Genomic DNA, 26,869 nt, shown 5'->3' on the forward strand with positions numbered 1-26,869 from the left:
GTTGCGCGCATCCCCTCGGGCGTCCCGTGGGCGCCGAGGCGGCTCAGCCCGCGAGGACGGCCGTGAGCTCCCCCAGGGTGAACTCCCAGCCCTGCCGGTACGACTCGGCGGGTGACCCATCCGCCCACGGTCCGGTATGGCGCACGACGAGACGCGTGCCGGCGCCGGCGTCGGTCAGCCGGAACTCCACGGCCTCGTCGGCGCTCGGCCCGTCGTCGTCGATCCACCGCCACTCGAACGCGAGCCGCTCGAACGGCTCGACCGCGAGATAGCGCCCCTCGACCACGATGCCCGCTGCCGGTGCGGCGATCCGGTAGAGACCTCCGACCCTCACGTCCGCGACGATCGACACGTCGTGCCAGTGCCGCCACCACCACGTCTGCAACCCATCGGCCGAGGCGATGGCGTTCCAGACGCGGGATCGCTCCGCGTCGATCGTGCGTGCCAGTTCGAGGGGATGCGCGGCGAGCGTCCGCCAGACGCCTCCGTCGCCTGCGCGCGCGGCGGAGGCGTCTCCGTCGTCCGAGCGCCCGGAGAGCACCCCGTCGAGTGCCGAGAGCGCGTCATCCCATCCACTGCCCGCCGTGACGATGTCGTCGCGTCCGGCGAGCCGGTGACGCAGGGTGAGCTCCGCTCGACCGTTCGCGGTATCCGTCCACTCGGCCATCAGGATGCTCGGCGGCTCACCGTCGACCGACCAGGACACGCTCAGCGCGTCGGCGTCGCACTGGAGCACCCGACCCCGCGCGCACGTAACCTCATCGAGCTGCACGGTGAACTCCGATCCGACGCCCGACGGGTCGCCGCTCACCACGCCGAACCAGCGGGCCAGCCGCTCGGGAGCTGTGCAGGCGTCCCGCACCTCGGCGGCGGTCGACCGGTACTCGCGCCGCAGGATGAGTTCGGGGTCTTCGCTCGTGCCGACCAGGGCGCGGATCGTGCGCGCATCCATCAGCGGCCTCCTCCGGGTCGGGCGCTTCGGGCGTTTCCGCGGCTGCCGTTTCCGTGGCTGCCGCGGGCGAGCTCGGTCTCCAGCGCGTCGAGCCGCTGAGACCACAGCCGCCCGTACCGGTCGACCCAGGCGGCGATGTCGTGCAGAGCGCCGGGGACGATGCGATAAATGCGCTGCGATCCGCGGCGCTCGGCCGAGACGACCTCGGCCTCACGGAGTACCCGCAGCTGGTTGGAGACGGCCGGCTGGCCGATTCCGAACTCCTCCATCACGACGGCACCGATCCGACCGGCCGGCGCCTCCTCCTCAGTGAGGAGTTCGACCATGCGGCGACGGACCGGGTCGGCGAGCACGGCGAAGGAGTTCATAATCGGATGATATCATCGAGCACTGATATGACAAGAGTGCGCCTTGCTCCCTCGCCGGTCCCGTGGCAGCGTGCACGGTGAACGCAACGGAACGGAGCGCGCATGGCCAAGCAGAAGAAGCTCGAGAAGGCAGCGAAGAAGGCGTTCGAGCGGGCAGAGGCGGCCGTCGCCGACGCCCGTCGGGCGGCCGAGAAGCTCGACAAGAAGAAGGCGAAGAAGCGCGCACGTGCGCTGGAGAAGGAGCTGGCGGCGCTGACCGGCGGCGTGCAGGACGCGAGCGCAGGCACCACCTCCCGCGACGACGGCGTCACGGACGCGGCCAGCCTCGACCTCACTCCGCCCCTCCCCTCCGTCCGCGACGAGACCGTGGAGGCAACGGTCGAGTTCGCCGGATCGGTCACCACAACCGTCGCCCACGACCCCGAACTCGACCAGCTGACCGTGCAGGCGCTGCGCGATGCGGCCCGCGCCCGCGGCCTCCTGAACGTCTCCCGGCTGACCAAAGGGCAGCTCATCGAGCGCCTCAGCGAATGACCTGGTGAATCCGGCCGCGCCGTTCGGCAGACGCCGACCGTTTCCGGGGTTACGTTGGCAGTCACGGAAGGAGACCAGGTGGACGACGAGGCACTCGAGGTGACGGGGCAGGACGCGGTGACGGCACCCGACGACGCCGCTGCAGAAGAGCAGGCGGCGCCGGAGGAGATCACCTACGACGAACAGCTCTACCCCGCCCGGCCCCGGCGGCTGCGTCCGCGCGCCAACCTGCGCGGCGGCAGCATCCGCCGCACCTTCTCCGACCCCCGGGCGGCCAACGGTCAGAACCCGGCCTACGTCGAGTGGCTGGTGCGCCAATCCATGCTGAAGGATGCGGACGTGCTCAGCCGGCAGCTGTCCGGCTCCCCCAGCATGTGGCGCAACCCCTACGCCCGGCCGGACGCCCGCCGCGCCGTGTCCACCTCGGACGTGTGGTTCACCGCCTACCCGATCTCCCTGATCACGCGGCCGGGCGAGTCGTTCCTCACGGCGCTCGCCGACCCGGAACTGTGGCGCGCGTTCCAGCGGATCGGGATCAACGGCATCCACACCGGTCCGGTCAAGCGGGCCGGCGGCATCCGCGGCTGGCAGGAGACCCCGAGCGTCGACGGCCACTTCGACCGCATCGGCACGCAGATCGACCCCGCGTTCGGCGACGAGGAGACGTTCCGGCGGCTGACCGACGTCGCCGAGGAGCACGGCGGCAGCGTCATCGACGACATCGTGCCGGGCCACACCGGCAAAGGCGCCGACTTCCGCCTCGCCGAGATGGCCTACAAGGACTACCCGGGGATCTACCACATGGTCGAGATCCCGCCGGACGAGTGGCACCTGCTGCCGGAGGTGCCCGAGGGCCGCGACTCCGTCAACCTCGACGAGTCGACCGAGGCGGCGCTCGCCGAGCGTGGCTACATCATCGGCGAGCTGCAGCGGGTCATCTTCTACGCCCCCGGGGTGAAGGAGACGAACTGGAGCGCCACCGCGCCCGTCATCGGTGTCGACGGCATCACCCGGCGCTGGGTCTACCTCCACTACTTCAAGGAGGGCCAGCCGTCGGTGAATTGGCTCGACCCGACGTTCTCGGGCATGCGGCTGGTCATCGGCGACGCCCTGCACTCGCTCGGCGACCTGGGCACGAGCGCCCTGCGACTGGATGCGAACGGCTTCCTGGGTGTCGAGAAGAGCGCGGAGGGGATGCCGGCCTGGTCGGAGGGGCACCCGCTGTCGCACGCGGCGAACCACATCATCGCCGGCATGGTGCGCAAGGTCGGCGGGTTCACCTTCCAGGAGCTCAACCTGACCGTGGAGGACATCCGCGACACCGGCGCGGTCGGCGCGGACCTCTCCTACGACTTCATCAACCGCCCGGCGTACCACCACGCCCTCGCGACCGGCGACACCGAGTTCCTGCGCCTCACGCTGCGCACCTCACTGGAGCTGGGCGTCGAGCCAGTGAGCCTGGTACACGGGATGCAGAACCACGACGAGCTGACCTACGAGCTCGTGCACTGGGCGACGCTGCACCAGAACGACCTCTACACGTTCCGCGGCGAGGAGATCAGCGGCGGGGAGCTCGCCCAGCGCATCCGTGCCGACCTCGTCGAGGCGATCACCGAGCCGACGGCGGACTACAACCTCGTGTTCACGACCAACGGGATCGCCTGCACGTCGGCCTCCCTCATCGCCGCCACGCAGGGGCACGCAACGCTCGACTCGATCGCGGAGGACGACATCCCGGCGATCCGCGACGCGCACCTGCTGCTCGCCGCGTTCAACGCGTGGCAGCCGGGCGTTTTCGCCCTGTCGGGATGGGACCTGCTGGGTGCCCTGACGGTGCCCCGCGGCGAGGTGGCCGATCTGATCGCGGAGGGCGACACGCGCTGGGTCGAGCGAGGAGCGCACGACCTATTGGGGTCGGCTCCCGAAGCGGAGCGCTCCGCCTACGGGATGCCGCGGGCGCGCTCGCTGTACGGGCCGCTCCCGGAGCAGCTGCGCAACCGCGACTCGTTCGCGAACCGGCTGCGCGAGCTGCTGCGCATCCGCGACCGCTGGGGCATCGCGAGCGCGCGCCAGGTCGACGTTCCGGATGTCGCGCATCCGGGCATGCTCGTGATGGTGCACGAGCTGGAGACGCTCGACGAGCAGGAGTTGCCCGTGGTGCAGCTGACCGTCCTGAACATGACGGATACCGCCGTCGACGGCACTGTCCGTTCGGAGGCGCTCCCCCATCGGGCGACGGTGACGGACGCGGCCGACGGCAGCGAGGTCGGCACGGTGGACGACCTGGCCAGCTTCCCGGTCAGCGTCCCCGCCTACGGCGCCCGCTTCCTCATCCTGAAGCGCACTCCTCTCGAGTAGCCGCCTCCCCCATCCCCCACCGTCGAGTCCGCGATCTTTGCACGCTCTGGCAGCGCGTCGCGTGCAAAGTGTGCGGACTCGACGGCGGGAGGGGACGCGATGCGCGCGCTAGAGGCGGACAGCCGCTTGGGCGGCGGCCTCGATGTCGGCGTCGCTCGCCGCACTCAGGTCGAGCTCGGTGAGCGCGGTCACGCGAGCCGCGACATCCGCCTGGGCCGCCCGCAGCCGCTCAATGAACTCGGCCGCGACATCCGCCTTCCCCGACCCGTGGCCGATCACGACGAACGAGCGCTCCGGGGCGGTCGACCGGAGCGCGTCGGCGACGGCGTCGAAGTAATGGTTCAGGTCGCGCTCGTCGTCGTGACCGGTGTGCCGCTCCACAGTACGCAGGTGGTGGGCGCGGCGGTCCTCGTCGGCGACCGTGTGCTCCGTGTCGCTGACGGTGCGCGCATCCAGGTCGAAGTCGAAGATGCGGGCGTGCTCGGCGTCGATCGCGACCGCGAGCAGGTCGCCGTGGCCCTTCGGCTCCGGGGTCGCCGCCAGCAGGTGGCGTGCGCGCTCGATGTCCTCGATGGAGACGCGACCGTCGTGCTGACGCCGGAAGACCTCGCGATGGCCGTTGAGCTTCACGGCCAGACGATCGCCGGTCTCCTGCTCCACCTGGTCGGCGCGGTCCTGCCAGAAGCTGATGAACTCGGTCCACTCCAGGTCCCGCGGCGCCGGCGAGCCGGTGATGCGGGCGTAGGTCTTCTCGGCGTGCGTCGTCATGCGTCCTCCTGAGCTCGGTGTGTCGGTTGGGTGCAGGCTAGCAGCCGTCGAGTCCGCGAACTTTGCACACGACGCGCCGTCGGAGTCTGCAAAAAGTGCGGACTCGACGGTGAGCGGATCCGCGAGGGAGACGGTCAGGCGAGGAGGGCGCGGACGCGCGGGACGACCTCGGTGCCGTAGAGGCGGATGGCCTCGAGGAGCGAGTCGTTCGTCATTCCGGGGATGCCGTACTTGAGGTCGAAGCGGTTGGCGCCGACCACGCGCAGATTAGCGGCGATCTTCGCGGCGACGGTCTCCGGCGAGCCCACGTAGAGGCTGCCCTCTGGGCCCAGCTCGCGCTGGAACGACGCCTCGGTCGGGACGGCGAAGCCACGCGTCGCGCTGACCTTGGTGATCATGTCGCGGTAGTGCGGCCAGAACTCCTCGCGCGCCTGCTCGTCCGTGGCCGCCACGTGGCCGGGCGAGTGCAGGCCGATCTGCTGCGGCTCACGGCCGAACTGCTCCAGCGCCTTGTGGAAGAGCTCGCTGTACGGCGCGAAGCGCGAGGCCGGTCCGCCGATCACGGCCAGCATGAGCGAGAAGCCGTAGTGGGCGGTGCGGATGACGGACTCCGGGCTGCCGCCGACGCCGATCCACGTCGGCAGCGGTGTCTCGAGGTGCGGCACCACATCCTGCTCGCGGAGTCCGCTGCGGGTGCTCCCTTCCCAGGTGACCGGCCCGCCCTCGCGGAGGTGCGCGAACAGGTTGGTCTTCTCCTCGAACAGCTGCTCGTAGTCGGACAGGTCGAAGCCGAACAGCGGGAACGAGTCGACGCTAGAACCGCGGCCGAGGATGATCTCGGCGCGACCGTCCGACACGGCGTTGAGCGTGGAGTAGCGCTGGAAAACGCGCACCGGGTCGTCGGAGCTCAGCACGGTGACGGCCGAGCCGACGTGGATGCGCTCGGTGCGCGCCGCGATCGCGCTCAGCACGATGTCGGCCGCCGAGAGGGGCATGTCGTCGACGTGGTGCTCGCCGATGCCGAAGAAATCGAGCCCTGCCTGGTCGGCGGCGACGCCGTGGTCGATGAGGTCGCGGATGGTCTGAGCGTGCGAGATGGGACGGCCGTCGGCGTCGCTCGTGACGTCACCGAAGGTGTTCAGGCCGAAGGTGAGCGGGAAGCTCTGGGGTGCGGTGTTCATTTGTGTGCTTTCGGGTGTGGATGCGAGGAAAAGAGATGCGGTCGCCGCCGGGTCAGGCGGCGGCCTCGGCGGAGACGAGCTCCGGCGTGCTCTCGCCCGCGACGGCGGCCCGGAAGCCGCCCGCGTCGAGGCGCGCACCGAAGACCGGGCCGCCCGGCTCGAACGCGACCCCGTCACGAAGACTCTCGACGAGGACGGTGTCGTAGCCGACGTCCTGGATGAGGGAGGCGACGAGCGCGGCGGCTTCCGGGTCGTCCGAGGCCACGCCGAGAGCGCGGCGGTCCGGCTCGCCGGCGAGGCGGCGGTCCTCCTCCATCTCGTGGTAGCCGATGTGGTTGAACGTCTTCACGACGGTGGAGTTCGGAAGTTCTCGCTGGACGATCTCGCTGCTGGTGAGGGACGTGTCCTCGAACAGCGGCTGCACGCCGTCGGTCGGCGCCCAGTAGTTCATGGAGTCGATGACGAGCTTGCCGTCGAGCATCCCGCGGTCGAGTCCGGCGAACCGGTGCAGCGGGATGGCGAGGATGACGATGTCTGCGCCGGCGACGGCCTCCGCGGCCCACGCCGGACGGGCACCCGGCATGATGACCGAGGCGATGAGCTGGATGCGCTGCGGGTCGCCCGAGGCCGCCACATCCACCTCGTAGCCGGCGTCGAGCAGGATGCGCGCGAGCGCCGAGCCGACGTGTCCGACGCCGAGGATCGCGACGCGGGGTCGCGCGGAAACGGTGGTGGTCATGGACGGTGTCCTTCCGTCGTGTCGGCGAGGTGGTTCTGGATGCTCTCGAGAGCTCCGGCGAGGGCGTCGAGCTGGTCGGGGCGGAGCGCGTCGGCGAAGAGCCGCTTCACGGCCCGCAGGTGCGGTCCCGATGCCCGGCGGATCGCCTCGTAGCCGTCCTCGGTGAGGACGACGAGCGCCCCGCGGTTGTCGCCGGGACACTCGGTGCGGCGAATGAGGCCGCGCTTCTCCATCCGCCCCAGGTGGTGCGACACCCGGCTGCGCTCCCAGTCGATCGCGTCGGCCAGCTCGGACGACCGGAGGGTCCGCTCGGGCGCCTCGGTGAGGGCGAGCAGCACCGCAAAGTCGCCGGGAGAGAGTTCCACGCGCTGCAGCTCGGTCGCCAGCAGCCGGCGAAGGTCGCCCGTGGTGTCGAGCAGCGACCGCCACACGGCGAGCTCACGGTCGGTGAGTCGCTCGGGGGTTTCGGTGGGGGTCATGCGGTCCTCGTTCTCGATCACGCCAGCCGGATAGCTGACGTGTCAATCAACCGCCGGCCGGATGGATTTGTTCCCGCCTCCGACGCGTGCCTTACCGTTGCACCATGAGCGAGTTGCCCGACGCCCTCCCCGCCGACTATGACCCCGCCCACGTCTTCCGTGTGGTCGCCATGCCGGTCGCGCAGGGCTGGGGCGTGTGGTTGCGCGCGGCGGACGACAGTATCATCCACAGCTTCGGCCTCGGCTTCCCGGCAGGCACCCCGTTCCAGCCGGACGTGCTCGACGTGCTCGGTCCGCTGCTCAACGTGCAGTACCGGCTGGCGTTCCACGGCCCCGAGTCCTGGGACGAGCTCGGCGACCACTGGTCCGCTGTCGTCTACGAGTACACCCCGCGCTGACGCCCCGCGATTCGTGCCGAATGTGCGGAATGCGGCGCGCAAAGCGCACATTCGGCACGAATGTTGGCGCCCTTCGCGGCGTTCGCCCCGCTCCGCGGCGTGAGATTTGCGCCAAATCGCGGTCCTGCGCGTCACGTCCCCGCGCGATTTGCGCCAAATCGCGGTTTTGGGCGCCGCATTCCCGCGATGTGGCGCAAATCTCACGCGGGTGGTTACGCGTCGTCGGGGACGGGATGGCGGTCGGGGCGGAGGGGGTGCAGGCGCGTGAGTTGGGTGACGTGCTGGGGGCCGAGCTCCGCCAGCGAGGTGACTTGGAGGAGTTTCATGGTGCGGGTGAGTTGGTCGGTGAGGATCTGGATGGTGCGGTCAACCCCGGCACGGCCCCCGGCCATCAGCCCGTAGAGGTAGGCGCGTCCGATCAGGGTGAACTTCGCGCCGAGGGCGTAGGCGGCGATGATGTCGGCGCCGTTCATGATGCCGGTGTGCTCTGCAGCACGTTGCTGATGACCGTGGTGATCATCGGGTACTGCGCACCCTCGCCGGTCGCCAGCATCTTCAACGCGTTCACGTTGGTGAGCGACGCGTAGTCCTTGTTCAGCAGGTCCTTCTCGAAGACCTCCTGGGTGTGCTCGAATCCGGCGAACGCCGGCTCCTTCGAGTACTTGGCGTCGGCCTTGTTGGCCGTCTAGTCCTTCGCCCAGTTCGGGTCCTGCGCGCTCACGTTGGCGAAGTCGCCGAGCACGAAGAGCTGGCTGGTCCAGGTGTCGCCGTACGACTGGATGATCGGCGCGATGCCCGCCGCCTTGATCTTCTCGCTGTTCGAGATGAACTCGCTCCAGGTCTTCGGCACGGTCAGCCCGAGCTTCTCGTAGACCTTCTTGTTGTACATGATGCCGCCGTCGAAGGTGGTGCCGGTCGGCGCTCCGTAGAGCCCCTTGTCGGTGCTGACCGAGTTCTTGAAGTCCTCCGTCGGGCCCTTCGCCCACGACTCGTCGGTGAGGGGCTGGAGCTGGCTGTCGGGGCGAAGTGCCTGGAACAGCGAACCGGAGTTGTACAGGAAGACGTCGTTCATGTCTCCCGTCGACAGGCGCGTCTCCACCAGGTTGTCGCCGTCGGTGCCGCCGGGGCGGGTCTCGACCTTGACGGTGATGGACGGGTCGGCCTTGTGGAACGCCTTGGACAGGTCTTTCGCGAAGCTGGTGCTCGCCGGGTCGTTGCCCGCGGCAAGCAGGGAGATGGTGGTGCTGCCGGACCCGCCGGACGAGCTGCATCCAGCCAGAGCAGCGCCGATGAGCGCGACGCCGCCGAGCGTGGCGGCGACCCGTGTGACCGTTCTCCGAGAGAACATCAAATACCTCCTTGTATTGAGTGAGCGTCGGCGCCCCGGGGGAATTTCCGGGTGGGCTTGAAACGCTTCACTGACCACAAATGCATTCGGCGATCGCCGTCAAGCGCGGAATATAACGATTCAAGACAGGCTTGCGAATTTTGCCGGATTGATCGATTCAACTCCTCCATCCGCTACGCTCGCAGCCAGGAGGGATCGCATGGCTTCCGCGAGCGTGAAGGACGTCGCCGCACTGGCGCAGGTCTCCGTCGGCACCGTCTCGAACGTGCTCAACCGGCCGGAGATCGTCGCGCCCGAAACCGTCGAACGCGTCATGTCGGCCATGCAGAAGCTGTCCTACGTTCGCAACGAGGCGGCACGCCAATTGCGTCTGGGCCACAGCCAGGCGCTCGGGCTCGTCACCCTGAGCGGCGGCAACCCCTTCTTCACCGACCTCGCCACCGCGGCGGAGGACGCCGCCGCCGATGCCGGCTACAGCGTCATCGTCGGGAACAGCAACGAGAGCACGACCCGCGAGTCGGGGTACCTGAACCTGTTCGAGGAGCTGCGCGTGCGCGGCGTGCTGCTCTCCCCCGTCGGCGATCCCGCACGCCGGCTGCGGCAGCTGCGGGATCGCGGCATCGCGGCGGTCCTGGTCGACCGCGTGAGCAGCGACGACTCGTTCAGCTCCGTCTCGGTCGACGACGTGGCCGGAGGCGCCCTCGCAGCGGCCCACCTCATCCGATCGGGGCGGACCCGGCTCGCGTTCGTCGGCGGCCCGTTGCAGATCCGCCAGGTGAGCGACCGTCTCGCCGGCGCCCGACAGGAAGTGGGGAAGCATCCCGGCGTCTCCCTCGAGGTCATTCCCGTCGAGGCCCTCACCGTGCTGGAGGGCCGACGCGCTGCAGAAGAGCTGGTTCAGCGGAGCGCTGCTCGCCGCCCGGACGCCGTCTTCGCCGCCAACGACCTCGTCGCCGTCGGCCTCCTGCAGGGGCTCTACATCAACGGCCGCATCCGCATCCCGGAGGACATCTCGCTCGTCGGCTACGACGACATCATGTTCGCGAGCGCGTCCGTCGTGCCGCTCACGTCCATCCGGCAGCCCAGCGCGCTGATCGGTCGCACCGGCGTCGAGATCCTCATCGAGGAGGCGCAGGATCCGGAGCGCGAGCCCCGCCACGTGCTCTACCAGCCGGAACTCGTCGTGCGCGGAAGCAGCTCGGCGGACGCGGTCGAGTAGCGCGATCGTCTCCGCGGTTCTGCCACCACATGCGCGTGGCCCGCTAGTCTCGACGTGGACACCGCGACGAAGGGGGACGCTCGTGACCGAATCCAGGCTCCGGCCGAAAGTGGTGCTGTGGTGGGGCATCGGCCTCGCGGTGGCCGGACTGCTCCTGAACATGCTGCTGCCGCAGGTCGGCTATGCGCTCACCGTGCAGGCGAATGCATCGACCCCTGTGGACCAGGGGATGCTCGCGGCGTTGACTGTGGTGCTCGACCTCATCCGGCAGACGCTGCTGCCGCTCGGGATCGCCCTGATCGCCGCCTCGGTGGTGATGGCGTACATCGCCCGCCTGCTCGGGGTGCCAGCGGATGTGGAACCCGACGAGACCGGCGTCGCGGAGAGCTGACGTGGATGCGTTCAGCGCTCTCGCCCTGACCGTCGTCCTCTCGGGCGCTGCTCTTTATGCGCTGTACTGGGTGGTCCGCCGCGGGGTCGCGGATGGCATCCGGGATGTGCGGGGCGCGTCCGGCGATTCGCCTGCGAGCGACAGGGTGGTCGAGTGAGGGACGACACGGCCCCGCAGATCGGCTCCTACGATGTCGACGCGGGTGCGCTCGTCGGCAAGGGTGAACCGCTCGCCGACGTGCTCGCGCGGCTCGCGGTGGGCACGTCCGAGCCCGGGGATGTCGTGCCGGACGGCTGGCGCGTTCTCGGGCCGCCGCCTGTCGAGGAGGCCCCTCTGCTGATCGGCGCACCGGTCTCGGGCGACCATCGGTCGTGGGCGGTGGGGCAGGTGTATTCCGCCCGGGATGGGGCTCTGGCGCGAGTCTCGTTCTACCCGCGTGCGCTGCCGGTGCGCCCGAGTGTCGCGGAACGCCGCGGCGGCCTGGTGCTCCGCTGGCCGGCAGTGACGCGCGAGCTTGCCGACGTCGATCGCCTGTCGATCGACATCGTCAACGAGGGGTCGACCCGCTGGCTGCCCACCGGAGACACATTCAACACATTCGCGTCGATCGTGCCCGTCGGCGGCGGGCTCCGCGACCTGTACTTCGGCTGGATAGGTGACGGCGGCACCGTACCGCTCGATCCCGGCGACTACGCGCGGGTGACCGCGCGCATCGAGAGCGGCCGGTGGCGCGACCTGAAGCCCGGTCTGCACGACATCGTGGCGCACACCCCCGATCTTCGGCTCACGTCCGAGCCGCTGCGGGTCGACCTCACGTCCGGGGTGATCGCGGCGCACCGCCCGCCGCTTCCCCATCCCCCGCCCGCGCCGCACGACCTTCGTCATGCGGCGGCCGATCGCCTGCGCGTGCTGCATGCGTTGCGGGCCGGGCGTGATGCGATCGGGGAGGTCATCGCCGCCATCACGGACGCCCCCGACGACGCGACCGCACTCTCCCGCATCGCCACCCTGTTGGAGTGCGACATCGACGCCGCCGGCGCCGTCTACGCAATGCAGCTCCGACGCCTGCGTGTCGGCAAGACCGACGTCCTCGTCGGCGAGATCGAAGCCCTCGAGCGCACCCTTTCGGAGGAGTGACCAGGAACGCACCGGCCCGACCGCCGCGAACGGAGGACTTCCGGGTCGCTCGGTCCGCCGACTCCTCCCTTTCGCGCTCCCGCCCGGCGTGTCGCCCGCCACCTCCTCCCTTTCCCACTGCGATGGAGACGGAGGAGTTCCGACCCGACATGCCGCTGTCGAGCGAAGAACGGAGGCGTTCCGCATCCCGTGGTGCGCGGATCGCCTCCGGAAACGACGAAGGCGCGGCGCCCGTCGGATGACGAGGCCGCGCCCTGGTGCTGTCGCTGCGCTCAGCTCTGCTGCTGCGCCGCCTTCAGCTCGTCGTACTGCTTCCGGACCTCGGTCATGTCGAGGGCGCGGATCTGCTCGATGAGGTTCTCGACCGCCTCGCCCGGGAGGGCGCCGGCCTGCGAGAACAGCGGGATGCCGTCGCGGTATGCGACGAGGGTCGGGATCGACTGGATGCCGTACGAGGCGGCGAGGGCCTGCTGGGCCTCGGTGTCGATCTTGCCGAACGTGATGTCGGAGTGCTGCTCGGACGCCTTCTCGAAGATCGGAGCGAACATGTGACACGGGCCGCACCAGTCGGCCCAGAAGTCGAGAAGCACGATGCCGTCGGCGACGGTCTGGTCGTGGTTGGTCGACGTGATCTCTGTGGTTGCCATAGTGGATGAAACGCAAGCTCACCAGGCAGTATTCCGGCTCAGCTCCCCCGCCGTCCTGTGAAGACGGTGAACGCGAGAGGCACGACCGACGCGATCATCAGCACCGATCCGAGCACCGCGTCCGACGCGTGCACGATCGCTCCGGCGATGATGGCGCCGCCGAAGACGACCGCCGCGACGAGCCGCCGCGCCGCACGTTCCAGCCGGCCGACCCGCTGCTCGAGGCGCGGCGAGGTGACCGCCACCGTGCCGTCCTCGACCCGGGTGACCAACGCATCCAATCGTTTCGGCAGCCGCCAGGCGATCCCGGCGATCTCGAGCGCCTGCTGGCCGAGATCCTGCACCAGGTTGCCGCGCTCATCGCGCAGCAGCTGCGCGGCGTATGGCTCCACCGAGTCCCACAGGTTGAACGCGGGATCGAGCGCGCTGCACACGCCCGAGGTCAGCGACATCGCCCGGATGATGAGCAGGAAGTTCTCGGGCAGCTGGAACGGCAACGAGCGGACGACGTCGCCGAACTCGACCGCGAACTCCCGGAACTCGCGGGGGTCGACCTCGCGCAGCTCGGCGAACCCCATTCCTCCGAACCGGGCGAACAGGTGGGTCATCGCGCGCTCGAGCTCGGCCGTGTCGGCGGTCGGAAGGAGCACGCCCACGTCGCGGATCGCATCCACGAGGCCCTTCCCGTCGCGCGAGGCGGCGGCGATGAGCAGCTTGCGGAGCCCGCTGCGCGTTCCCGCCGGGACCTCGCCCATCATCCCGAAGTCCACGAACGTGAGCAGCCAGGGCCGCTCCCCCGCCACAGCGGGCCGGGGCGTCACGAAGATGTTGCCCGGGTGCGGGTCGGCGTGGAAGAACCCGTTCGTGAAGAGCTGGTCGAACATCACCTCGGCGAATACCGGCGCCACGTCGGCGGCGTCGATGCCCGCGGCGCGCAATGCTTCGGCGTCAGTGATCTTGATCGCCGTGACGTCCTGGAGGGTGAGGACACGGCGGGTGGTCCGCTCCCAGACCACCGCGGGCACAGCGACGCGGTCGTCTCCCGCGAACTCTTCGGCGAACCGCTCGGAGTTGCCCGCCTCGTGCAGGTAGTCGATCTCCTGCAGGCTGGTGCGCGCGAACTCTTCCACCAGGCCCGGTGCGTCGACGCGGTCGGAGACCAGCCGGACGTGGCTGAGCCAGCGGCCGACCCTGCGCAGGGCAGCGAGGTCGACATCCACGATGGTGTCGATGCCGGGACGCTGCACCTTGAGCACCACAGCGTCCTGTCCGGTCTCCGCCGCCACCTCGGCGGTGAGCCGCCCGCGGTGCGCCTGTCCCAGGGATGCGGCCGCCACCGGCGTCTCGTCGATGAACGCGAACGCGCTCGCAAGCGGCACGCCGAGTTCCGCCTCCGCCAGCGCTCGGATCGCCGGGAACGGGACGGCCGGTACCTCGTCTTGCAGCCCTTCCAGCTCGCTGGTGATCTCGGGCGGCAGCACGTCCAGCCGTGAGGACATGAACTGGCCGACCTTGATCATCAGCCCGCCCAGCTCGACGGCGAGCCCGTGGAACCGCTGCGCGAACCGCCGCATGCGCCGCGACCGGCTGCGCGCGGCGACGCCGGCGAGCCCGATGCGCGGAAGGAACAGCTCGTACCACCAGGTCACGGCGAGGTTCCAGCCGGCGAACCGGAGGATGCGGCGGTAGCGCGCACGCGTGGCCGGCGTCCCCGCCGGCGCCTTCGACGGCGCGGCGGGCGCCTGGTCCGACGTCACCCCGGTCAGCCCTGGGCGAGGATCGCGTACAGCTTCCGGCGTGCCTCGTCGAGCACGTCGGCGGCTTCCTTGACCTGCTCGGGTGTCCCGCTGCGGTGCACCTGCGCGGCCGCCTGAGCGAGTTCGACGCCGGCCTTGGGGAGGTTGGCGCCGCGGCGGTCTCCGGTGGTCGCTCGGGAGTCGCTCGTGCCGGTCTGCCACGGGGTGGATGCCTCAGCGGCGGCGACCTCGCGCCCCGCCTCGGTCAGCGCGTACGTCTTGCGCCCGTTCGACTCCTCGGCCGAGATGAGTCCTTCGTCGGCGAGCAGCTGGAGAGTCGGGTAGACGGAGCCGGCGCTCGGCTTCCAGCTGCCGCCGCTGCGCTCCTCGATCTCGCGGATGATCTGGTAGCCGTGCATCGGCTTCTCACTGAGGAGCGAGAGGACGGCCGCGCGGACATCGCCGCGGCCCATGCGGGTGCCGACCTTCTTCTCGAACGTCGACCGCAGTTGTTCGAACGCCTGCCACATGGCGTCCGGATCCATGCGGGCGCCGAACCCGCCGGTGGGGAATGAGTTGGACATGAGTGCCTCCTCGATCAGGTAGCGATAGTCAACGATATATCGCTGACTTAACGGTGAGAAGAGATCGGCTCTGCTTCCAAGCGAACGTTCAGCAGGCTGCCCCGGCGGCCTCAGCCCATCGCGAGCCCACCGACGACCTCGCCGAACAGCTCCTCCCCGGTCGGGACGAACCCGCAGGCGAGGTAGAAGTTTTCAGGCCCCCCGTCGCCGCGCTCACAGAGCACCGTGAGGCGAGAAACGCCGCGTCGTCGCGCCTCCGCTGCGACCTCATTCACGACGAACCGACCGACTCCGCGGCCTTGCGCCTTCTCGTCGACGTTGAGCCGCCAGATGCCCGCGCGGAACGCCTCCCGTTCGCTGTCCGGATCCCAGTTCGCCATCACCAAGCCGACCACCTCGCCGTTGCCGACGATCGCGCGCGGCCACGTCGTTGGGGTCACATACGCCTCGGCGATCGACTCGAGGACCGGCGCGACGAACCGTTCCTGGCCGGGCGCGAGCCGCAGGTCGCGCAGCCCGCGCAGGTTCGACGTCGACAGCTCTTCGATGCGCAGGTCCATGCGTGGACGGCAGCGCGATCCACCGACATAGGGCTCACCCCCGTCATCGTCTCTTCTTCAACGCGCAACGCTGCCGAAATACCCCCTCCGTAGCGTGGTCTCATGACCTCGTTCACGTTCAGGGAATGCGCACACTGCGGCGAGCAGCACCCGGTGCTCGCGGACGGCCGGACGGCGATCCACTTCACCGGAAACGGCGACCGCTGCGCCGGCTCCGAGCGCCGCAGCCAGAACGAGAACGTGACGTCGCAGCAGGCCCGCGTCATCGAGGCGCAATTGCGCCGGGCGTTGCGTCAGGTGATGCGGGAGCAGGCGTCGTAGGGAGCGTTACGACCCGAGTCCTCCGGCTGCTCAGCCCGGAGGGATGTGGTGGCGAGCGCGAGCGTCAGGAGCCGGCAGAGCCCTGAGCCCGGCAAGCAGCAGTTCGACGGCCGCGCGCGACTCTGCAACCCAGTGCGGACGGTCGGTGGCAGATCCGATTCCGTGCAGCACGACCATCACCGCCCCCGCATTCGCATCGTCACGCACGCTCCCCTCCGCGGCTGCCTGCGCCAGAAGATCAGTCACGGTCCGCTCAAGCCGGGCGCCCCCGACGGCCTGAACGGACGGGTCGACGACGGCCGCGAGCGTCCGCGCGAGGCCGCCGTGCGTCACGACGTACTCCACGAACCCGCGCAAGAAGGCGCCGATGTTCTCGTCGGCGGATCGCCCCGGGTCGCTCGCCTCATCGCACAGTGCGGCCACTTCGCCCTCGTACACCGCCGCCGCCAATGCCTCCCTGGTCGGGAAGTGCCGGTAAAGCGTCCCCACTCCGACGCCGGCCCGCGCCGCGAAGTCGTCGAAGCGCAACTGCTCGTCGCGATCGAACACCTCGCGGGCGGCTGCGACGATCGCGTCCCTGTTGCGGCGTGCGTCCGCTCGGAGAGCCCGGACTTCGCCCACGGCATGACCTTTCGTTGACAAAACGGAGATCGTCTCCATATTCTCCTAAGTGGAGACAGGCTCCATATTACGAAGGAACACCGCCATGCGCATTCTGATGTTCGGTCGCGGAGTGATCGCGACGATCTACGGCCACGCACTGCAGGCCGCCGGGCATCAGGTCGAGTTCTACGTGCGTCCCGGGCGGATCGCGCAGTACGGCGACACGGTGCGGTTGGATGTGATCGACGGGCGCCGCAAGCCGTTCGGCCGACGAGTGCGCGAGCCGTACCGGACTCCGTTGCGGGAGACCCTCGACGCGACCGACGGCTTCGACCTGATCGTGCTCAGCGTCGGGCACCACCACCTCGCCGAAGCGGCCGCCTTCCTGGCGCCGCGGCTCGGCGCGGCGACGGTACTCGTTCTCGGCAACGTCTGGGAGGAGCCCCTCGCCGCCGTCGCCCCGCTTCCGGCCGATCGCGTCGTGTTGGGGTTCTCGCAAGCGGGCGGCGGTTTCGACGAGGACGGTGTGCTCCGGGGCGCGATGATGTCGTCCATCATCATCGGCACGACGGAGACCACTCCGACGCCGCGGGAGAGGGAGGTCTTCGCGGCCTTCGAGCTGGCGGACCTGACCATCCGACAGGAGAAGGACATCCGCGGGTGGCTCTGGCTCCACTTCATCGCCGACGCCGGGATGTTCGACCAGGCACTTCGGAGCGGGTCATTGGCGGACATGATCGGAGACCGCCGAGCGTTCCACGACGCCTTGCTCACGACGCGCGAACTGCTTCCTCTCGTGGAAGCTCGCGGCGTCGACCTCGGCCGGCACCGCACCGGGACGATTCCCTTTCGGCGACCGCGCCTCGTCGCCACGGCGATGGCATGGGCGACGAAGCTGGTTCCGATCGCGCGGAGGAGCCTTGCTGCGCACACCGACCCTCACGCCCCGGAGGCGCGAGCCGTGCTCGACGACACGATGCGCGAAGCCCGCCGGCTCGGCATCCCCACTCCGCGACTCGAACGCTGAACCAGCGAGATGCGGTCAATCGTCGGCGACCCGCCGGACCCCCACCGCTGATCTGCGTCCAGAAGATAGGGATGCGGCCCTCGGAACATAGGGAATCCCCTCCGATGTGACGGCAGGGCGGCGCGCATGAGCATGGATCCACTCCGGTGAACACCGGTCCAAAAGAAATGGATCCCTCATGAAAACCTTCCTCATCGAACGCGAAGTGCCCGGCGCCTCGACCCTCAGCCACGACGAGCTCGTCGAGATCGCGTGCACCTCGAACGCCGCGGTCGAGTCCCTCGGCGTCCCATACCGGTGGATCACGACCTACGTCGCGGGCGACAAGCTCTACTGCCTGCATGCGACCGACAGCGCCGAACTCGTCCGCGAGCACGCACGGCGCGGAGGCTTCCCGGCGAACCTGGTCGCCGAGGTCGTCGCCGAGTTCGGCCCGCAGACCGCGGAGGACGCCGCGTGAACGCCGCAATGTCAGCTTTCGCCTCGTCCGGCGCGCGCATCGAGCACCGCCCGGCAGGCCCAGGCCGGATGCGCGCCTCGCTCGGCCGCGTACTGCGCGAGCGGATCAGAGCGCTTCGTCCCTCGCGTCCGCTGATGACGCACGAGACGGCCGGAATCCTGCGCGAAGAAGCCCGCGCACGCGACGCGCTCCGAGTGAGCACGGAGCGGGCACGCGTCCTCGTGGCGCGGCAGGTGCTCTGAGCCGGACGGTGAGTGCTGCCACCCGGCCATCGAGGAGCGATGCGCTCGCGAAGGCGACCGGCCCGCAACAGCCCCATGGCGTCTACCATGCTGCCATGGGGCTGTTCGAGCGCGGGCTCGAGGCCGAAGCGCTGCGCAGAGAACTCGCCGGACTGTACGAGGCCGGCCGTGTCGTCACGCTGACCGGAGACGCCGGATCGGGCAAGACGGCCCTCCTCGCCGCCGTCCTCGGCGGCGACGAAGGACCGTCTGGTGCCGGTGCGCTGCTGGGCGGCGACGGACCGAGGGTGCTTCGCGGATTGTGCGACCCGCTCGGCACGCCACGGCCGCTCGGACCGATCCGTGACATCCTCGCGGACCTCGACGGCGTCTCCAGGCCGAACCTCGACGACCCCTCGGCGGTCGAGCGTCGATTCCTCGACCGTGTCGGCGAGGAGCCGACAGTCGTCGTGATCGAGGACGCGCAGTGGATCGACGCCGGATCGGTGGAGGTGCTTCGGTTCGTCACCCGAAGGATCGACCGGCTCCCGCTTCTGCTGATCCTGAGCTACCGGGACGGCGAGGCGGATGTCGGCTTCGGTCATCCGCTGCTCCCGCTCCTCGGCGAGATCGCGCGCAGCGACCATTCCGCGCATGTCGCCTTGCGCCCGCTCTCGGTCGACGGGGTCCGCGCCGCCCTGAGAGACGACGGACTGGATGCCGTGCGCGTCCACGAGGTCACTGGCGGCAATCCCTTCTTCGTCACCGAGATCGCACGGCATCCGGATGAGCGGATGCCACGGACCGTGCGGGACGCCGTCGTCGCGAGCACGTTCGGGCTGGCCGCCGAGGACGTGGAGGTCCTCCAGCTCATCGCCGCCGCCCCCGACGCCCTCGACGACCGCCTCCTGCCGAGCCTCGGCATCGATGTCCCGACTCTTCGCCGCCTGGAGTCGAGCGGCCTGCTGGTGCGCACGCGTCGCGGCATCGCCTTCCGGCATGAACTCGCCCGTCTCGCCATCGTGGACGGCACGCCGGAGGCGGTCCGCCGGCTCCTCCACGAGCGTCTGCTCGAGGCCTTCGAAGCCGTCCAATCGACCGATCACGCGGTGCTGACGCATCACGCCGTCAGCGCAGCGGATCCGGAGCGCACCCTCCGTTACGCGCGCCTCGCCGCAGGGGAGGCGATCCGCGCCGGAGCCCATTCCGAAGCGGTCGCCTTCCTCGCGCTCGCGGTCGAGCAGCTGACCGCTGACTCCGTCGATCGCGCGGAACTGCTGGCCGCGCTGAGCGAGGAGCAGTACATGGTCGGCCGCCTCGCCGATGCACGCGAGTCCGCCCGCGCAGCCCTCGACCTCCGCGAACGACTCGCCGACCCTGACGGCGTCGCCGCCGCGCACGAGCGACGCGCGATCATCGAGTACTACTCGGCGAGACGCCGAGAGGCAGAGGAACAGGCGGACCTCGCCGCGCACGCGGGCGGTGGAGCCGCCGCGGCCGCGTCCGCGCAGGCCACACGCGCCTATCTCGCCTACCGCCGGCAGGACGTCGACACGGCGCGCACGATCGCATCCGCCGCGCGTCGACTCGTGCACGATGCGGATGACGCCGGGGATGCCGCCCGCCGCCGGATCGAGATCACGGAGGCGGCGTCGGATCTGCTCGAAGGCTCAGTGGCGAGCCGTGCGCGCCTTCTCATGCAGGCGGCCGCGGCGTTCCAGGTCTCCCTCGACGAGATCGGGACGACCGCGCACTCGAACCTGTCGGCGATCGACATCGAGCATCGACGCCTCGCCGAAGCGGAGGCGGTTCTGGCGGAGTCGATTCCGGTCACGATCACGCGCGACATCCCGATCTGCAACCAGTGGCAGACAGGAATGCGCGCCCGCCTGCATTTCATTCGCGGACGCTGGACGGCTTCGGCGGAGGACGCGGCAACCGTTCTCGAGGGACACGGCGCGCCACTTGCTCTCATCTGGCCGCACATCCTGTCCGCGCTCCTCGCTATGCGGCAGGGCGGTGACCCGGCGCTGATCGACAGCCACCTGGAACTCGCGTGGGCGTACGCGAACGAGATCGGCGAGGCACCGGTGCTGCTCGCCGTGCTCTCCGCGCACGCAGAGCGCGCCTGGCTCACGGGCGACCCGGAACCCCTGCTCGACGAAGCAGCGGCCTTCGTCGCCGCCGCCGATTCTCGGCCGGGCAACGCGTGGGCCATCGGCGATCTTCTCGTCTGGCTAGACAGGCTCGACGTGCGCCTCAGCGCAGACCAGGTCGCCGACCCCTATCGGCTGGAGCTCGAGGGCCGCCACAGCGATGCGGCGCAGGCCTGGCTCCGAATCGGAGCCCCCTTCGATGCAGCCCTGGCGGGCGTGCACGACGAGTCCCCCGAGGTGGCGGTTCCCGCCCTTGCGCGCCTGCACCAACTCCAAGTGGATGCCACTGCCGCGCGGGCGCGAGCCCTTCTGCTCCAGCGAGGCATCCGATCCATCCCCGCTCCCCCGCGGCGCACGACACGCACCAACCCGGCCGGCCTCACCAACCGGCAGCTCGACGTCGCACGCCTCATCGCCCAGGGCTTCACGAACGGAGAACTCGCCGAGCGCCTCTACATCTCCCCCAAGACGGCCGACCACCACGTCTCGGCCGTGCTCGGCAAGCTCGGAGTCTCCAGCCGCCGCGACGTCGTGAGGGCCGCGGGTGAGTTGGGGCTGATCTGACCGCGCGTCCGCGCGCATTGTGATCTGCGAGGGCGCGGTCCGTCGATGAGTTGAATGATGTCGTCGGCATTCCCGCCGCTCAGAGGCGGCTACGGTGCGGTTCGGGTGCGGTCACCCCGGGAGCGAGGTGCGCGCCTGTGACTGGAGCGTGACGCCGTCACGATCTCGCGGCTGCGGCGTCTCCGTAAGTGAAGGGGCGCTGCGCCCTCGCGAGTAGTGGACGACGACCGTTCCGGCTTGCCCGGGTGATGGACATGTCCACTTCGTTCTGTTTTCGGAACGAAAGGGAGACCTCAGTGAAGAAGTCTCGTGCATTGGTGTCAGCGGCAACGCTGGCAGGGGCCTGCATCATCGGTGCGAGCCTGACTGGTCCGACGGCACCGTGCAGATCAACACGGTGATCGACAACGCCAGCGTCCCTAAGCGGTACGAGTACCCGATAGACGTACCCGAGGGAGCATCACTTACGCAGGACGCGAACGGAACGCTTGCTGTGGTCGCGGCGGACGGATCGCCGCTGCGTGTCTTCGGTGAGGCCTGGGCGAAGGACGCCAACGGGGACGCCGTACCGACACACTACGAGGTGCACGGGAACACTCTCACGCAGGTGGTCGACTTCACCGATGTGGCAGCGTTTCCCGTGGTCGCAGACCCTTCAACAGGCCAGTACTCCTACAACTGCATCCTTCAAAACGGAAACAACTACTGGCTTGCGCCGGGCGCTCTGCTAGGTACGTGCAAAGGCAGCTACTTGAAGAAGTACATCAACGGGGTGGTGGTGCAGTCGGTCCCGCTGACTGGATATGGCAAGCCCGGAAACCCTGCAGCCTTTGGCACGGTGGCCTGTCTTTACGCCGTCGGGTGGGCAACCCTGTCGATCTACGGGCCGGGCAAAATCGTCAAGTTCGCTTCGGGCATCTTCGGGTATGTAGCCTCCCAGCTTGTTCCGGCCAACCTGACCGCATGCCGTGGGTGACAATCGAAAGGTCGCAAGCAACATGAGCGCACGCGAGCATTGGTTTCGGTTGGCGTTCGGCCGCCCTCGGATTGTGCATGCAGTGCTCTGGGGAATCCTCGGCGTGGGAGGGATCGCGCTCTGCGTGGGTTACGCGCTACGGGGCGTTCCTAACTGGTGGGTGATGATCCTGGCTGCTGCCTGGGCGTGGGTGGTCGCTGCGGTCTACCTCATCGTCGCGCTGCGGGATCGCCGGAGCGGGACCGGTGCTTACGGGCCGTCACGCCCTCACCGAACGGGCGACGATTAGACGGCCGGGCGGCATCGTCCAGCATCGATACCAGCGATCGGGACTCTGCGTTCCGCGTCGAGCTGCGCCCCACGCGCTCCCCCAGACGCCGGCCCTCGCTGCGCTCGGGACGGCGCCCGGGGCCCCTCGCGCGCGGGGACCCCAATAGACAGCAGCGAGCAACGAAAGAGCCGGTGGGCACGTGGTCGCTTTGCGACCTTCGTGCCCACCGGCTCTTTCGTTGCGTCGGGCTGACAGGATTTGAACCTGCGACCCCTTGACCCCCAGTCAAGTGCGCTACCAAGCTGCGCCACAGCCCGTTGTCGCCGCCCGAGCCGAGGCTCCGCGCGGGGCAACTCGACCATCCTACCGTGTCGGAGAGGTGCCCCGCGCACGCCGGGTCAGATGTCCTTCGTCGCCCAGTCGATCAGCTTCGGCGAGCCCAGGGTGCCGCCGAGTCGACAGATGACGTCCACGCTGCCTGCGCCCTCGACGGGCGGGTCGATCGGGTAGCCGATCATCACCTCGCGTCGAGCGGGTCGTCGGGCGACGCGGTGGCCGGCGCCGGGTGTCACGGTTCGATCACGCCTGTCTTTCGTGCCGGCAGGGATGCGGTGCGCCACCCGAAGGCACACTCATCCCCGCCGGCACTGCGCCGTCGCACTGGCCGAATGACCTGGGCAGACGGGCGCCCGGACCGCCCCGCCCCGCAGCGGGTGTCCAGGTGGGAGTCGGCGACGGGACGCGAGTGGGGGGAGTCAGCGTCCCGCCGCCGAGCTGGGTTCAGCGGCTGGAGCCGCCGATGATCTGGTCGACCTCGTCTTGGCTGAGCGGGGTCCAGGGCGACGAGTCGGGGTTTGCGCTGGCGGCCTCGGGACTGTCGCCCTGCGTCCACCACTTCGCCTCGTAGGGTACGCCGTCGAAGAGGACGCGCTGACCCTTGTCGTAGGCGCTGGTCCCGGCCCAGGTCGGGTACGTCCCGGCGGGCAGGGTCGGCTGCGGGATGGGCGTCTCGCCCGGGAGCACCGGGCCGACGAGCTCCCACGGCGTCTCCCATGCGTTCAGCACGGGGTTGTCGGGAACGTCGCCCTTCGTCCACCACTTCGCCTGGTACACGTTGTGGTGCCAGACGACCTTCGTGCCCTTGAGGTACGAGTTCTTCGACGCCCACACCGGGTACGGCGAGTGGGCCGGGTCGTCCGCGGTCGCCGTGGAGGTCGGCTCGGCCGTCGTGACGGCGCCCTCCCCCAGTGCGATGTGCCCGTCGAAGCCCTTCGCGAGGACGGTCGCGAACGACTTCTTGCCCTGGTCGACGCCGCTGCAGGCATCCGAGACGACGGTCACATCCACGTAGTTCGAGCCACAGGTCTTGTCGCGGTTCGCCGACCACATCGACATGCGCCCCAGGCCGTTCGACACGGCCCAGCTGTTGAAGGAGGCCGCGTCCGCGAGAGTGAACACCTCGCCCTCGATGTCGTTCTGGCCGATCATCGGGGTGGCCCCGAGCTTCGCCCAGAGGCTGGGGTCGCTCTGGTGCAGCTTCGCGCGGTCGTAGAGGATGCCGAGCTGGCGCTGGGCGGCGGACACGGCGGACTCCGCGGTCTTCGCCATCGAGGTCTTCGCGTCCTTGGCGTCGCCGAAGTCCATGGTCATCACGTTGACGCCGGCGATATCGACCTTCGCCTTCAGCATGGCGGCGATCGCATCCGTGCCGTCCGAGGTCATGCCGGTGGGCGCCACGGGCAGGGTCAGCCACACGGCGAGGCTCTTGCCCGCGGCACGGCGCTCCTGCTGCAGTGCGGCGATCGCCTCGGCGCGGCGAGCGGCGGCGTCCTTGTCGGCGAGTCCGTCGCCTTCGAGGTCGAGGTCGATCGTTCCGATCTTGTAGCGGTCGACGACGGACGCGTACGCGCTCTTCAGTGCGGACGGGTCGACGCAGTGCACTGCAAGCTCGTCGTTCCGCTGGCCGCCGAACGACACCGCGACGGTGCCGCCCTGCTGCTGGAGGCGCGCGATGCGACGGTCCAGATCCAGGGAGCCGCGGGCCTGATCGAGCGAGTAGGCACCGCCCCAGCTGGGCGCGCACGGATCGGACGGCGACGACACGACGAACGAGAGGACGGCATCCTTCGTCGTCGTGCCGCCCAGGTTCTCGAAGGCGAACCGGGGCGTCGCCGTCACATCCACGTAGGAGGCGAACCACGGCTTCGCGTCGACCGCCGCGCGGGCGCTCCACCACTGCAGGCCGACCGCGCCGACGGACACGACCACGATCGCGACGAGGGCGGCGCCGATCACACGCCACGGCGACAGGCGGCGGCCGGATGCGGACTCGGGAGCCTGTGCGCGCTCGACGGCGTCCGCCGAGATCTGCTTCTGGGATGCGCGAGCCATCAGGCGGCCTGCCTCTCGCTCGAGACGGACTCGGCCGGAGCGGATCCGTTCGCGGCGGCCGCCGCCTCGGAGCCCTCCGCGCCGGAGGACTCCGCCGCGCCCGCGGCAGCGCCATCGACGGCGACGTCCGAGCCCGACAGCGACACCTCGGCGTCCCCGGCCCGGACGTCGACGACAGCGCCGACCCGAGCGAGGTGCGGCACCTCGCCGCCCGCGTGGCCGTGGTAGAGCACAGAACGCCAGTCGATGGATGCGGTCTGCGGTGCGGCCTCCTCGGTCGAACGGCGGCGCGACTTGTCCACGTACAGCGGCTTCGTCATCCCGATCCAGATGTCGACGATGGTGTTCCAGATGCCGATGTAGGCGACGATCGCCCAGATCGCCAGGGTGGCGTTGAACGCGGCGAACGCGGCGTTGCCCCAGTTGTGCGCGTTGACGTCACGCCACAGCGTGAACAGCGAGAAGGCGACGATCGCGAGCGGCGCGATCACGTACAGCAGCGGCGAGGCCGTGCGGTTCTTGACCTTCGGCGTGCGGGCGAACGGGATCTTCTTGCCGGTCAGCGACTGCTGGATCGACTTCAGCACCCCGGCCAGGTTCACCGGCAGCAGGATGAGGTTGAAGCCGTAGATCCGGAAGATGTCGGTGGCCTTGTACCCGCTGTAGCGGAGGTCGGCCGCCTGGCTGATGAAGTACGGCAGCGCGGCGAGGAGCACCATCGGGCTGAGCAGGCGGCCGTCGTACGGGTAGGCCAGCAGGAAGATCAGGCCGAAGCTGGCCCAGCTGATCGACGCCATGTAGTTGACGCGCAGGAGCAGCTCGATGCGGGAGACGGTCTCGCCGCGGCGCTTGCGCTCCTTCACCTGACGCCACAGCTTCGGGAGGATGAGCAGACCGCCGTTCGCCCAGCGGCGACGCTGCACGATCAGCGAACCGAAGTCCGGCGGGGTCGCGGAGTAGCTGAGGCGTTCCGGGTAGTTGGACAGCGTCCAGCCGTGGGTGCCGAGGTCGATGCTCGACTCGGTGTCCTCGATGACGGTGCGGTCCTGGATGTAGCGGCGCACCTCGAAGCCGCCGACGAACTCGGTCTCGACGATGTCGTCCAGCGCGCTCTTGCGGATCACCGCGTTCGCGCCCACCCAGAACGTCGCGCCGTAGTACGACTTGCCCTGGTGCAGGATGTGCTGGATGTCGGTGGTCGCACCGGCGAGACGCTCGATGCGGGTGCCGGCGCCGCGGAAGGACGAGTACGGCGTCTGGGTCACCGCCACACGGGCGTTGTCGGGCTGCTGCAGGAAGTAGGTGAGCCGGAGGCAGTACTCGCGCAGCAGGATGGAGTCGGCATCCAGCGTCAGCAGGAAGTCGCTGTCGGGGATTTCGATGTCACCGGGGCGGCGCTGGCCGGCGGCGACCGGGGTGAGGATCTGTCCCTCCGGCGTCTCCTCGACGCGGTAGGTGCCGCCCATCAGTCCGATGTAGGCGTTCAGGTTCATCGCCTTGTTCGCCTCGTGCGAGAGGGACGCCCACTTCTTGCGCTCGAAGACGGCGAGGTCGGCGTCGAACGTCCACGACAGGCGACGGTACAGTTGCGCGACGCGCTTGCTGGTGAGGGAGGCGCCCTCGGCGATCGCGGCCGAGACGGCCTCGCCGGTGAGCGCCAGGTCGTCGCCGAGAGCGCGGAGCACCTGGTCGGCGAAGAACACGTCGACGTGGTCCTCGACGGTGTGGGCGTCAGCCTGGGCGTACAGCCACTGGGCGGCCCAACGGTAGTGGTCGGCGAGCTCCTGCGCGGCCTCCTCCGTCGCGTACACGCCGGTGTCGCCGAGTTCGTAGCGCATCAGCGCGTCGGAGAACCGGAACCGCGGCTCGGCCAGCGTCGCGCTGATGTCGTGCGCGAGGTCGCGGGTCGCGTCGAGGCGCTCGCGAACATCCGGGTCGCTCGGGTCGGGGTTGTCGTCGAGGAGCAGCACGACCCGCTTGGACGGGAACTCCTGCAGGGCGGCGGAGAGCAGCGTCATCCGCACCACCTCGGGCTCCTCGGCGTACGACGGGACGAGCACGGTGATCGACGGCTGGTTGTCGGCGAAGTGGCGGTCGAGCTCGGCACGCGGCACGCGGACGTGCTTCTGGAAGCGCTGGAGCGCTCCCTGCCGTGCCACCAGATACATGAGGGCGGAGAAGGTGAGGAAGGTGACGACGACGGTGTAGCCGATGGCCTCCATCGTGAAGCGGAAGTTCTGGCTGCCGCTGTCGATGAACTGGCGGATGATCGTGGTCACCACGTAGATCGCCCAGAAGAGGACGGTCAGCACGATGGCGACGCGGCTCCAGGTGATCTTCCGGTCGGAGGGCTTCGGGTGGACCGTCGGAAGCGGTTCTGTGCGCTTCTCGGAGCCGAGCTGGCGCTTTCGGGCAGGGGTGTATGCGGTTGTAGAACTCATGATCGGGTATGCGTCCTTCAGAAGACGGGAGCCCGGCCC

At 69.5% G+C, this 26,869-nt stretch carries 28 protein-coding genes, 1 tRNA gene and 1 pseudogene; 13 read left to right on the forward strand and 17 right to left on the reverse strand.

Going from position 1 to position 26,869, the window contains the following annotated elements:
• Nucleotides 1-43 precede the first annotated feature (43 nt).
• Nucleotides 44-952 (reverse strand): SRPBCC family protein, encoded by a 909-nt coding sequence (locus ACF1AJ_RS07835; protein WP_391506825.1) that lies wholly within the window; start codon nucleotides 950-952, stop codon nucleotides 44-46.
• A complete protein-coding gene (locus ACF1AJ_RS07840; RefSeq protein WP_391506826.1) occupies nucleotides 952-1,320 on the reverse strand; it encodes an ArsR/SmtB family transcription factor in 369 nt (122 codons plus the stop codon). The genes ACF1AJ_RS07835 and ACF1AJ_RS07840 overlap by 1 nt, the downstream gene beginning before the upstream one ends.
• 102 nt (nucleotides 1,321-1,422) lie before the next feature.
• On the opposite strand from ACF1AJ_RS07840, the gene ACF1AJ_RS07845 reads away from it, so the two are divergent.
• Both ACF1AJ_RS07845 and treS read left to right on the forward strand, forming a co-directional pair.
• The gene (locus tag ACF1AJ_RS07845; RefSeq protein ID WP_391506827.1) at nucleotides 1,423-1,854 is read left to right on the forward strand and encodes a Rho termination factor N-terminal domain-containing protein; all 432 of its coding nucleotides are present in this window, start codon (nucleotides 1,423-1,425) and stop codon (nucleotides 1,852-1,854) included.
• 78 nt (nucleotides 1,855-1,932) lie between these two features.
• Nucleotides 1,933-4,212 (forward strand): maltose alpha-D-glucosyltransferase, encoded by a 2,280-nt coding sequence (treS, locus tag ACF1AJ_RS07850; protein WP_391506828.1) that lies wholly within the window; start codon nucleotides 1,933-1,935, stop codon nucleotides 4,210-4,212.
• Between the two features lie 108 nt (nucleotides 4,213-4,320).
• Here the strand turns inward: treS and ACF1AJ_RS07855 are convergent, their stop codons facing one another.
• From ACF1AJ_RS07855 to ACF1AJ_RS07870, 4 genes are all read right to left on the reverse strand, one after another.
• Entirely contained in the window at nucleotides 4,321-4,980 is a 660-nt protein-coding gene (locus ACF1AJ_RS07855; RefSeq protein ID WP_391506829.1) for a hypothetical protein, read from the reverse strand.
• Between the two features lie 134 nt (nucleotides 4,981-5,114).
• A complete protein-coding gene (locus ACF1AJ_RS07860) occupies nucleotides 5,115-6,161 on the reverse strand; it encodes an LLM class flavin-dependent oxidoreductase (protein ID WP_391506830.1) in 1,047 nt (348 codons plus the stop codon).
• Nucleotides 6,162-6,213: 52 nt separating this feature from the next.
• Nucleotides 6,214-6,900, reverse strand: coding sequence for an NADPH-dependent F420 reductase (locus ACF1AJ_RS07865; protein ID WP_391506831.1), 687 nt, complete (start codon nucleotides 6,898-6,900; stop codon nucleotides 6,214-6,216).
• Nucleotides 6,897-7,379, reverse strand: a complete 483-nt coding sequence (locus tag ACF1AJ_RS07870; protein WP_391506832.1) for a MarR family winged helix-turn-helix transcriptional regulator — start codon at nucleotides 7,377-7,379, stop codon at nucleotides 6,897-6,899. Before ACF1AJ_RS07870 ends, ACF1AJ_RS07865 begins: the two co-directional genes overlap by 4 nt.
• Before the next feature lie 104 nt (nucleotides 7,380-7,483).
• Between ACF1AJ_RS07870 and ACF1AJ_RS07875 the strand changes: the two genes are divergently transcribed.
• Nucleotides 7,484-7,777, forward strand: a complete 294-nt coding sequence (locus tag ACF1AJ_RS07875) for a hypothetical protein (RefSeq protein WP_391506833.1) — start codon at nucleotides 7,484-7,486, stop codon at nucleotides 7,775-7,777.
• A 212-nt stretch (nucleotides 7,778-7,989) separates the two neighbouring features.
• Here ACF1AJ_RS07875 and ACF1AJ_RS07880 read toward each other — a convergent pair.
• Together ACF1AJ_RS07880 and ACF1AJ_RS07885 are read right to left on the reverse strand one after the other, a co-directional pair.
• A pseudogene (locus ACF1AJ_RS07880) lies at nucleotides 7,990-8,259 on the reverse strand (alpha-hydroxy-acid oxidizing protein); the annotation flags it as partial.
• Nucleotides 8,260-8,462: 203 nt separating this feature from the next.
• On the reverse strand, nucleotides 8,463-9,125 hold the full coding sequence (locus ACF1AJ_RS07885; protein ID WP_391506834.1) for an ABC transporter substrate-binding protein: 663 nt from the start codon (nucleotides 9,123-9,125) through the stop codon (nucleotides 8,463-8,465).
• A gap of 199 nt (nucleotides 9,126-9,324) precedes the next feature.
• Here ACF1AJ_RS07885 and ACF1AJ_RS07890 point away from each other — a divergent pair, with 199 nt between their 5' ends.
• The 4 genes from ACF1AJ_RS07890 to ACF1AJ_RS07905 all read left to right on the forward strand — a co-directional run bounded on the left by ACF1AJ_RS07890 (nucleotide 9,325) and on the right by ACF1AJ_RS07905 (nucleotide 11,872).
• Nucleotides 9,325-10,344: a LacI family DNA-binding transcriptional regulator gene (locus ACF1AJ_RS07890; protein WP_391506835.1), complete on the forward strand. Its 1,020-nt coding sequence runs from the start codon at nucleotides 9,325-9,327 to the stop codon at nucleotides 10,342-10,344.
• Nucleotides 10,345-10,426: 82 nt separating this feature from the next.
• Entirely contained in the window at nucleotides 10,427-10,735 is a 309-nt protein-coding gene (locus tag ACF1AJ_RS07895; RefSeq protein WP_391506836.1) for a hypothetical protein, read from the forward strand.
• Between the two features lies 1 nt (nucleotide 10,736).
• Nucleotides 10,737-10,892 carry a hypothetical protein gene (locus ACF1AJ_RS07900; protein WP_391506837.1) on the forward strand — a complete coding sequence of 52 codons (156 nt, stop codon included), beginning with the start codon at nucleotides 10,737-10,739 and terminating at the stop codon, nucleotides 10,890-10,892.
• A complete protein-coding gene (locus ACF1AJ_RS07905; protein WP_391506838.1) occupies nucleotides 10,889-11,872 on the forward strand; it encodes a hypothetical protein in 984 nt (327 codons plus the stop codon). Before ACF1AJ_RS07900 ends, ACF1AJ_RS07905 begins: the two co-directional genes overlap by 4 nt.
• Nucleotides 11,873-12,144: 272 nt before the next feature.
• On the opposite strand, the gene trxA is transcribed toward ACF1AJ_RS07905, so the two are convergent.
• From trxA to ACF1AJ_RS07925, 4 genes are all read right to left on the reverse strand, one after another.
• Nucleotides 12,145-12,519: a thioredoxin gene (gene trxA, locus ACF1AJ_RS07910; protein WP_391506839.1), complete on the reverse strand. Its 375-nt coding sequence runs from the start codon at nucleotides 12,517-12,519 to the stop codon at nucleotides 12,145-12,147.
• Between the two features lie 38 nt (nucleotides 12,520-12,557).
• Nucleotides 12,558-14,276, reverse strand: coding sequence for an ABC1 kinase family protein (locus tag ACF1AJ_RS07915; RefSeq protein WP_391506840.1), 1,719 nt, complete (start codon nucleotides 14,274-14,276; stop codon nucleotides 12,558-12,560).
• Between the two features lie 5 nt (nucleotides 14,277-14,281).
• Nucleotides 14,282-14,839, reverse strand: coding sequence for a PadR family transcriptional regulator (locus ACF1AJ_RS07920; RefSeq protein ID WP_391506841.1), 558 nt, complete (start codon nucleotides 14,837-14,839; stop codon nucleotides 14,282-14,284).
• Between the two features lie 110 nt (nucleotides 14,840-14,949).
• Nucleotides 14,950-15,399 carry a GNAT family N-acetyltransferase gene (locus ACF1AJ_RS07925; protein ID WP_391506842.1) on the reverse strand — a complete coding sequence of 150 codons (450 nt, stop codon included), beginning with the start codon at nucleotides 15,397-15,399 and terminating at the stop codon, nucleotides 14,950-14,952.
• A gap of 102 nt (nucleotides 15,400-15,501) precedes the next feature.
• Here ACF1AJ_RS07925 and ACF1AJ_RS07930 point away from each other — a divergent pair, with 102 nt between their 5' ends.
• Nucleotides 15,502-15,720: a hypothetical protein gene (locus ACF1AJ_RS07930; RefSeq protein WP_391506843.1), complete on the forward strand. Its 219-nt coding sequence runs from the start codon at nucleotides 15,502-15,504 to the stop codon at nucleotides 15,718-15,720.
• A 30-nt stretch (nucleotides 15,721-15,750) separates the two neighbouring features.
• Here ACF1AJ_RS07930 and ACF1AJ_RS07935 read toward each other — a convergent pair whose 3' ends face one another.
• A complete protein-coding gene (locus tag ACF1AJ_RS07935) occupies nucleotides 15,751-16,341 on the reverse strand; it encodes a TetR/AcrR family transcriptional regulator (protein WP_391506844.1) in 591 nt (196 codons plus the stop codon).
• A gap of 85 nt (nucleotides 16,342-16,426) precedes the next feature.
• Here ACF1AJ_RS07935 and ACF1AJ_RS07940 point away from each other — a divergent pair, with 85 nt between their 5' ends.
• The 5 genes from ACF1AJ_RS07940 (at nucleotide 16,427) to ACF1AJ_RS07960 (ending at nucleotide 21,727) form a co-directional block, all read left to right on the forward strand.
• Nucleotides 16,427-17,350 (forward strand): ketopantoate reductase family protein, encoded by a 924-nt coding sequence (locus tag ACF1AJ_RS07940; RefSeq protein WP_391506845.1) that lies wholly within the window; start codon nucleotides 16,427-16,429, stop codon nucleotides 17,348-17,350.
• A gap of 178 nt (nucleotides 17,351-17,528) precedes the next feature.
• Nucleotides 17,529-17,810, forward strand: a complete 282-nt coding sequence (locus ACF1AJ_RS07945; RefSeq protein WP_391506846.1) for a DUF4242 domain-containing protein — start codon at nucleotides 17,529-17,531, stop codon at nucleotides 17,808-17,810.
• An 8-nt stretch (nucleotides 17,811-17,818) separates the two neighbouring features.
• Complete coding sequence (locus ACF1AJ_RS07950; RefSeq protein ID WP_391506847.1) at nucleotides 17,819-18,052, forward strand: hypothetical protein; 234 nt, start codon at nucleotides 17,819-17,821, stop codon at nucleotides 18,050-18,052.
• 95 nt (nucleotides 18,053-18,147) lie between these two features.
• Nucleotides 18,148-20,751, forward strand: coding sequence for a LuxR C-terminal-related transcriptional regulator (locus ACF1AJ_RS07955; protein ID WP_391506848.1), 2,604 nt, complete (start codon nucleotides 18,148-18,150; stop codon nucleotides 20,749-20,751).
• A 382-nt stretch (nucleotides 20,752-21,133) separates the two neighbouring features.
• Nucleotides 21,134-21,727 carry a hypothetical protein gene (locus tag ACF1AJ_RS07960; protein WP_391506849.1) on the forward strand — a complete coding sequence of 198 codons (594 nt, stop codon included), beginning with the start codon at nucleotides 21,134-21,136 and terminating at the stop codon, nucleotides 21,725-21,727.
• 514 nt (nucleotides 21,728-22,241) lie between these two features.
• Here the strand turns inward: ACF1AJ_RS07960 and ACF1AJ_RS07965 are convergent.
• The 4 genes from ACF1AJ_RS07965 to ACF1AJ_RS07980 all read right to left on the reverse strand — a co-directional run bounded on the left by ACF1AJ_RS07965 (nucleotide 22,242) and on the right by ACF1AJ_RS07980 (nucleotide 26,830).
• Nucleotides 22,242-22,315, reverse strand: a tRNA-Pro gene (locus ACF1AJ_RS07965).
• A gap of 81 nt (nucleotides 22,316-22,396) precedes the next feature.
• Nucleotides 22,397-22,570 (reverse strand): hypothetical protein, encoded by a 174-nt coding sequence (locus ACF1AJ_RS07970; RefSeq protein WP_391506850.1) that lies wholly within the window; start codon nucleotides 22,568-22,570, stop codon nucleotides 22,397-22,399.
• Between the two features lie 208 nt (nucleotides 22,571-22,778).
• Nucleotides 22,779-24,389: a chitinase gene (locus ACF1AJ_RS07975; RefSeq protein WP_391506851.1), complete on the reverse strand. Its 1,611-nt coding sequence runs from the start codon at nucleotides 24,387-24,389 to the stop codon at nucleotides 22,779-22,781.
• Entirely contained in the window at nucleotides 24,389-26,830 is a 2,442-nt protein-coding gene (locus tag ACF1AJ_RS07980; RefSeq protein ID WP_391506852.1) for a glycosyltransferase family 2 protein, read from the reverse strand. Before ACF1AJ_RS07980 ends, ACF1AJ_RS07975 begins: the two co-directional genes overlap by 1 nt.
• Nucleotides 26,831-26,869 lie beyond the last annotated feature (39 nt).

It is taken from the genome of Leifsonia sp. NPDC014704, assembly GCF_043083605.1.
Taxonomy (GTDB): Bacteria; Actinomycetota; Actinomycetes; order Actinomycetales; family Microbacteriaceae; genus Leifsonia.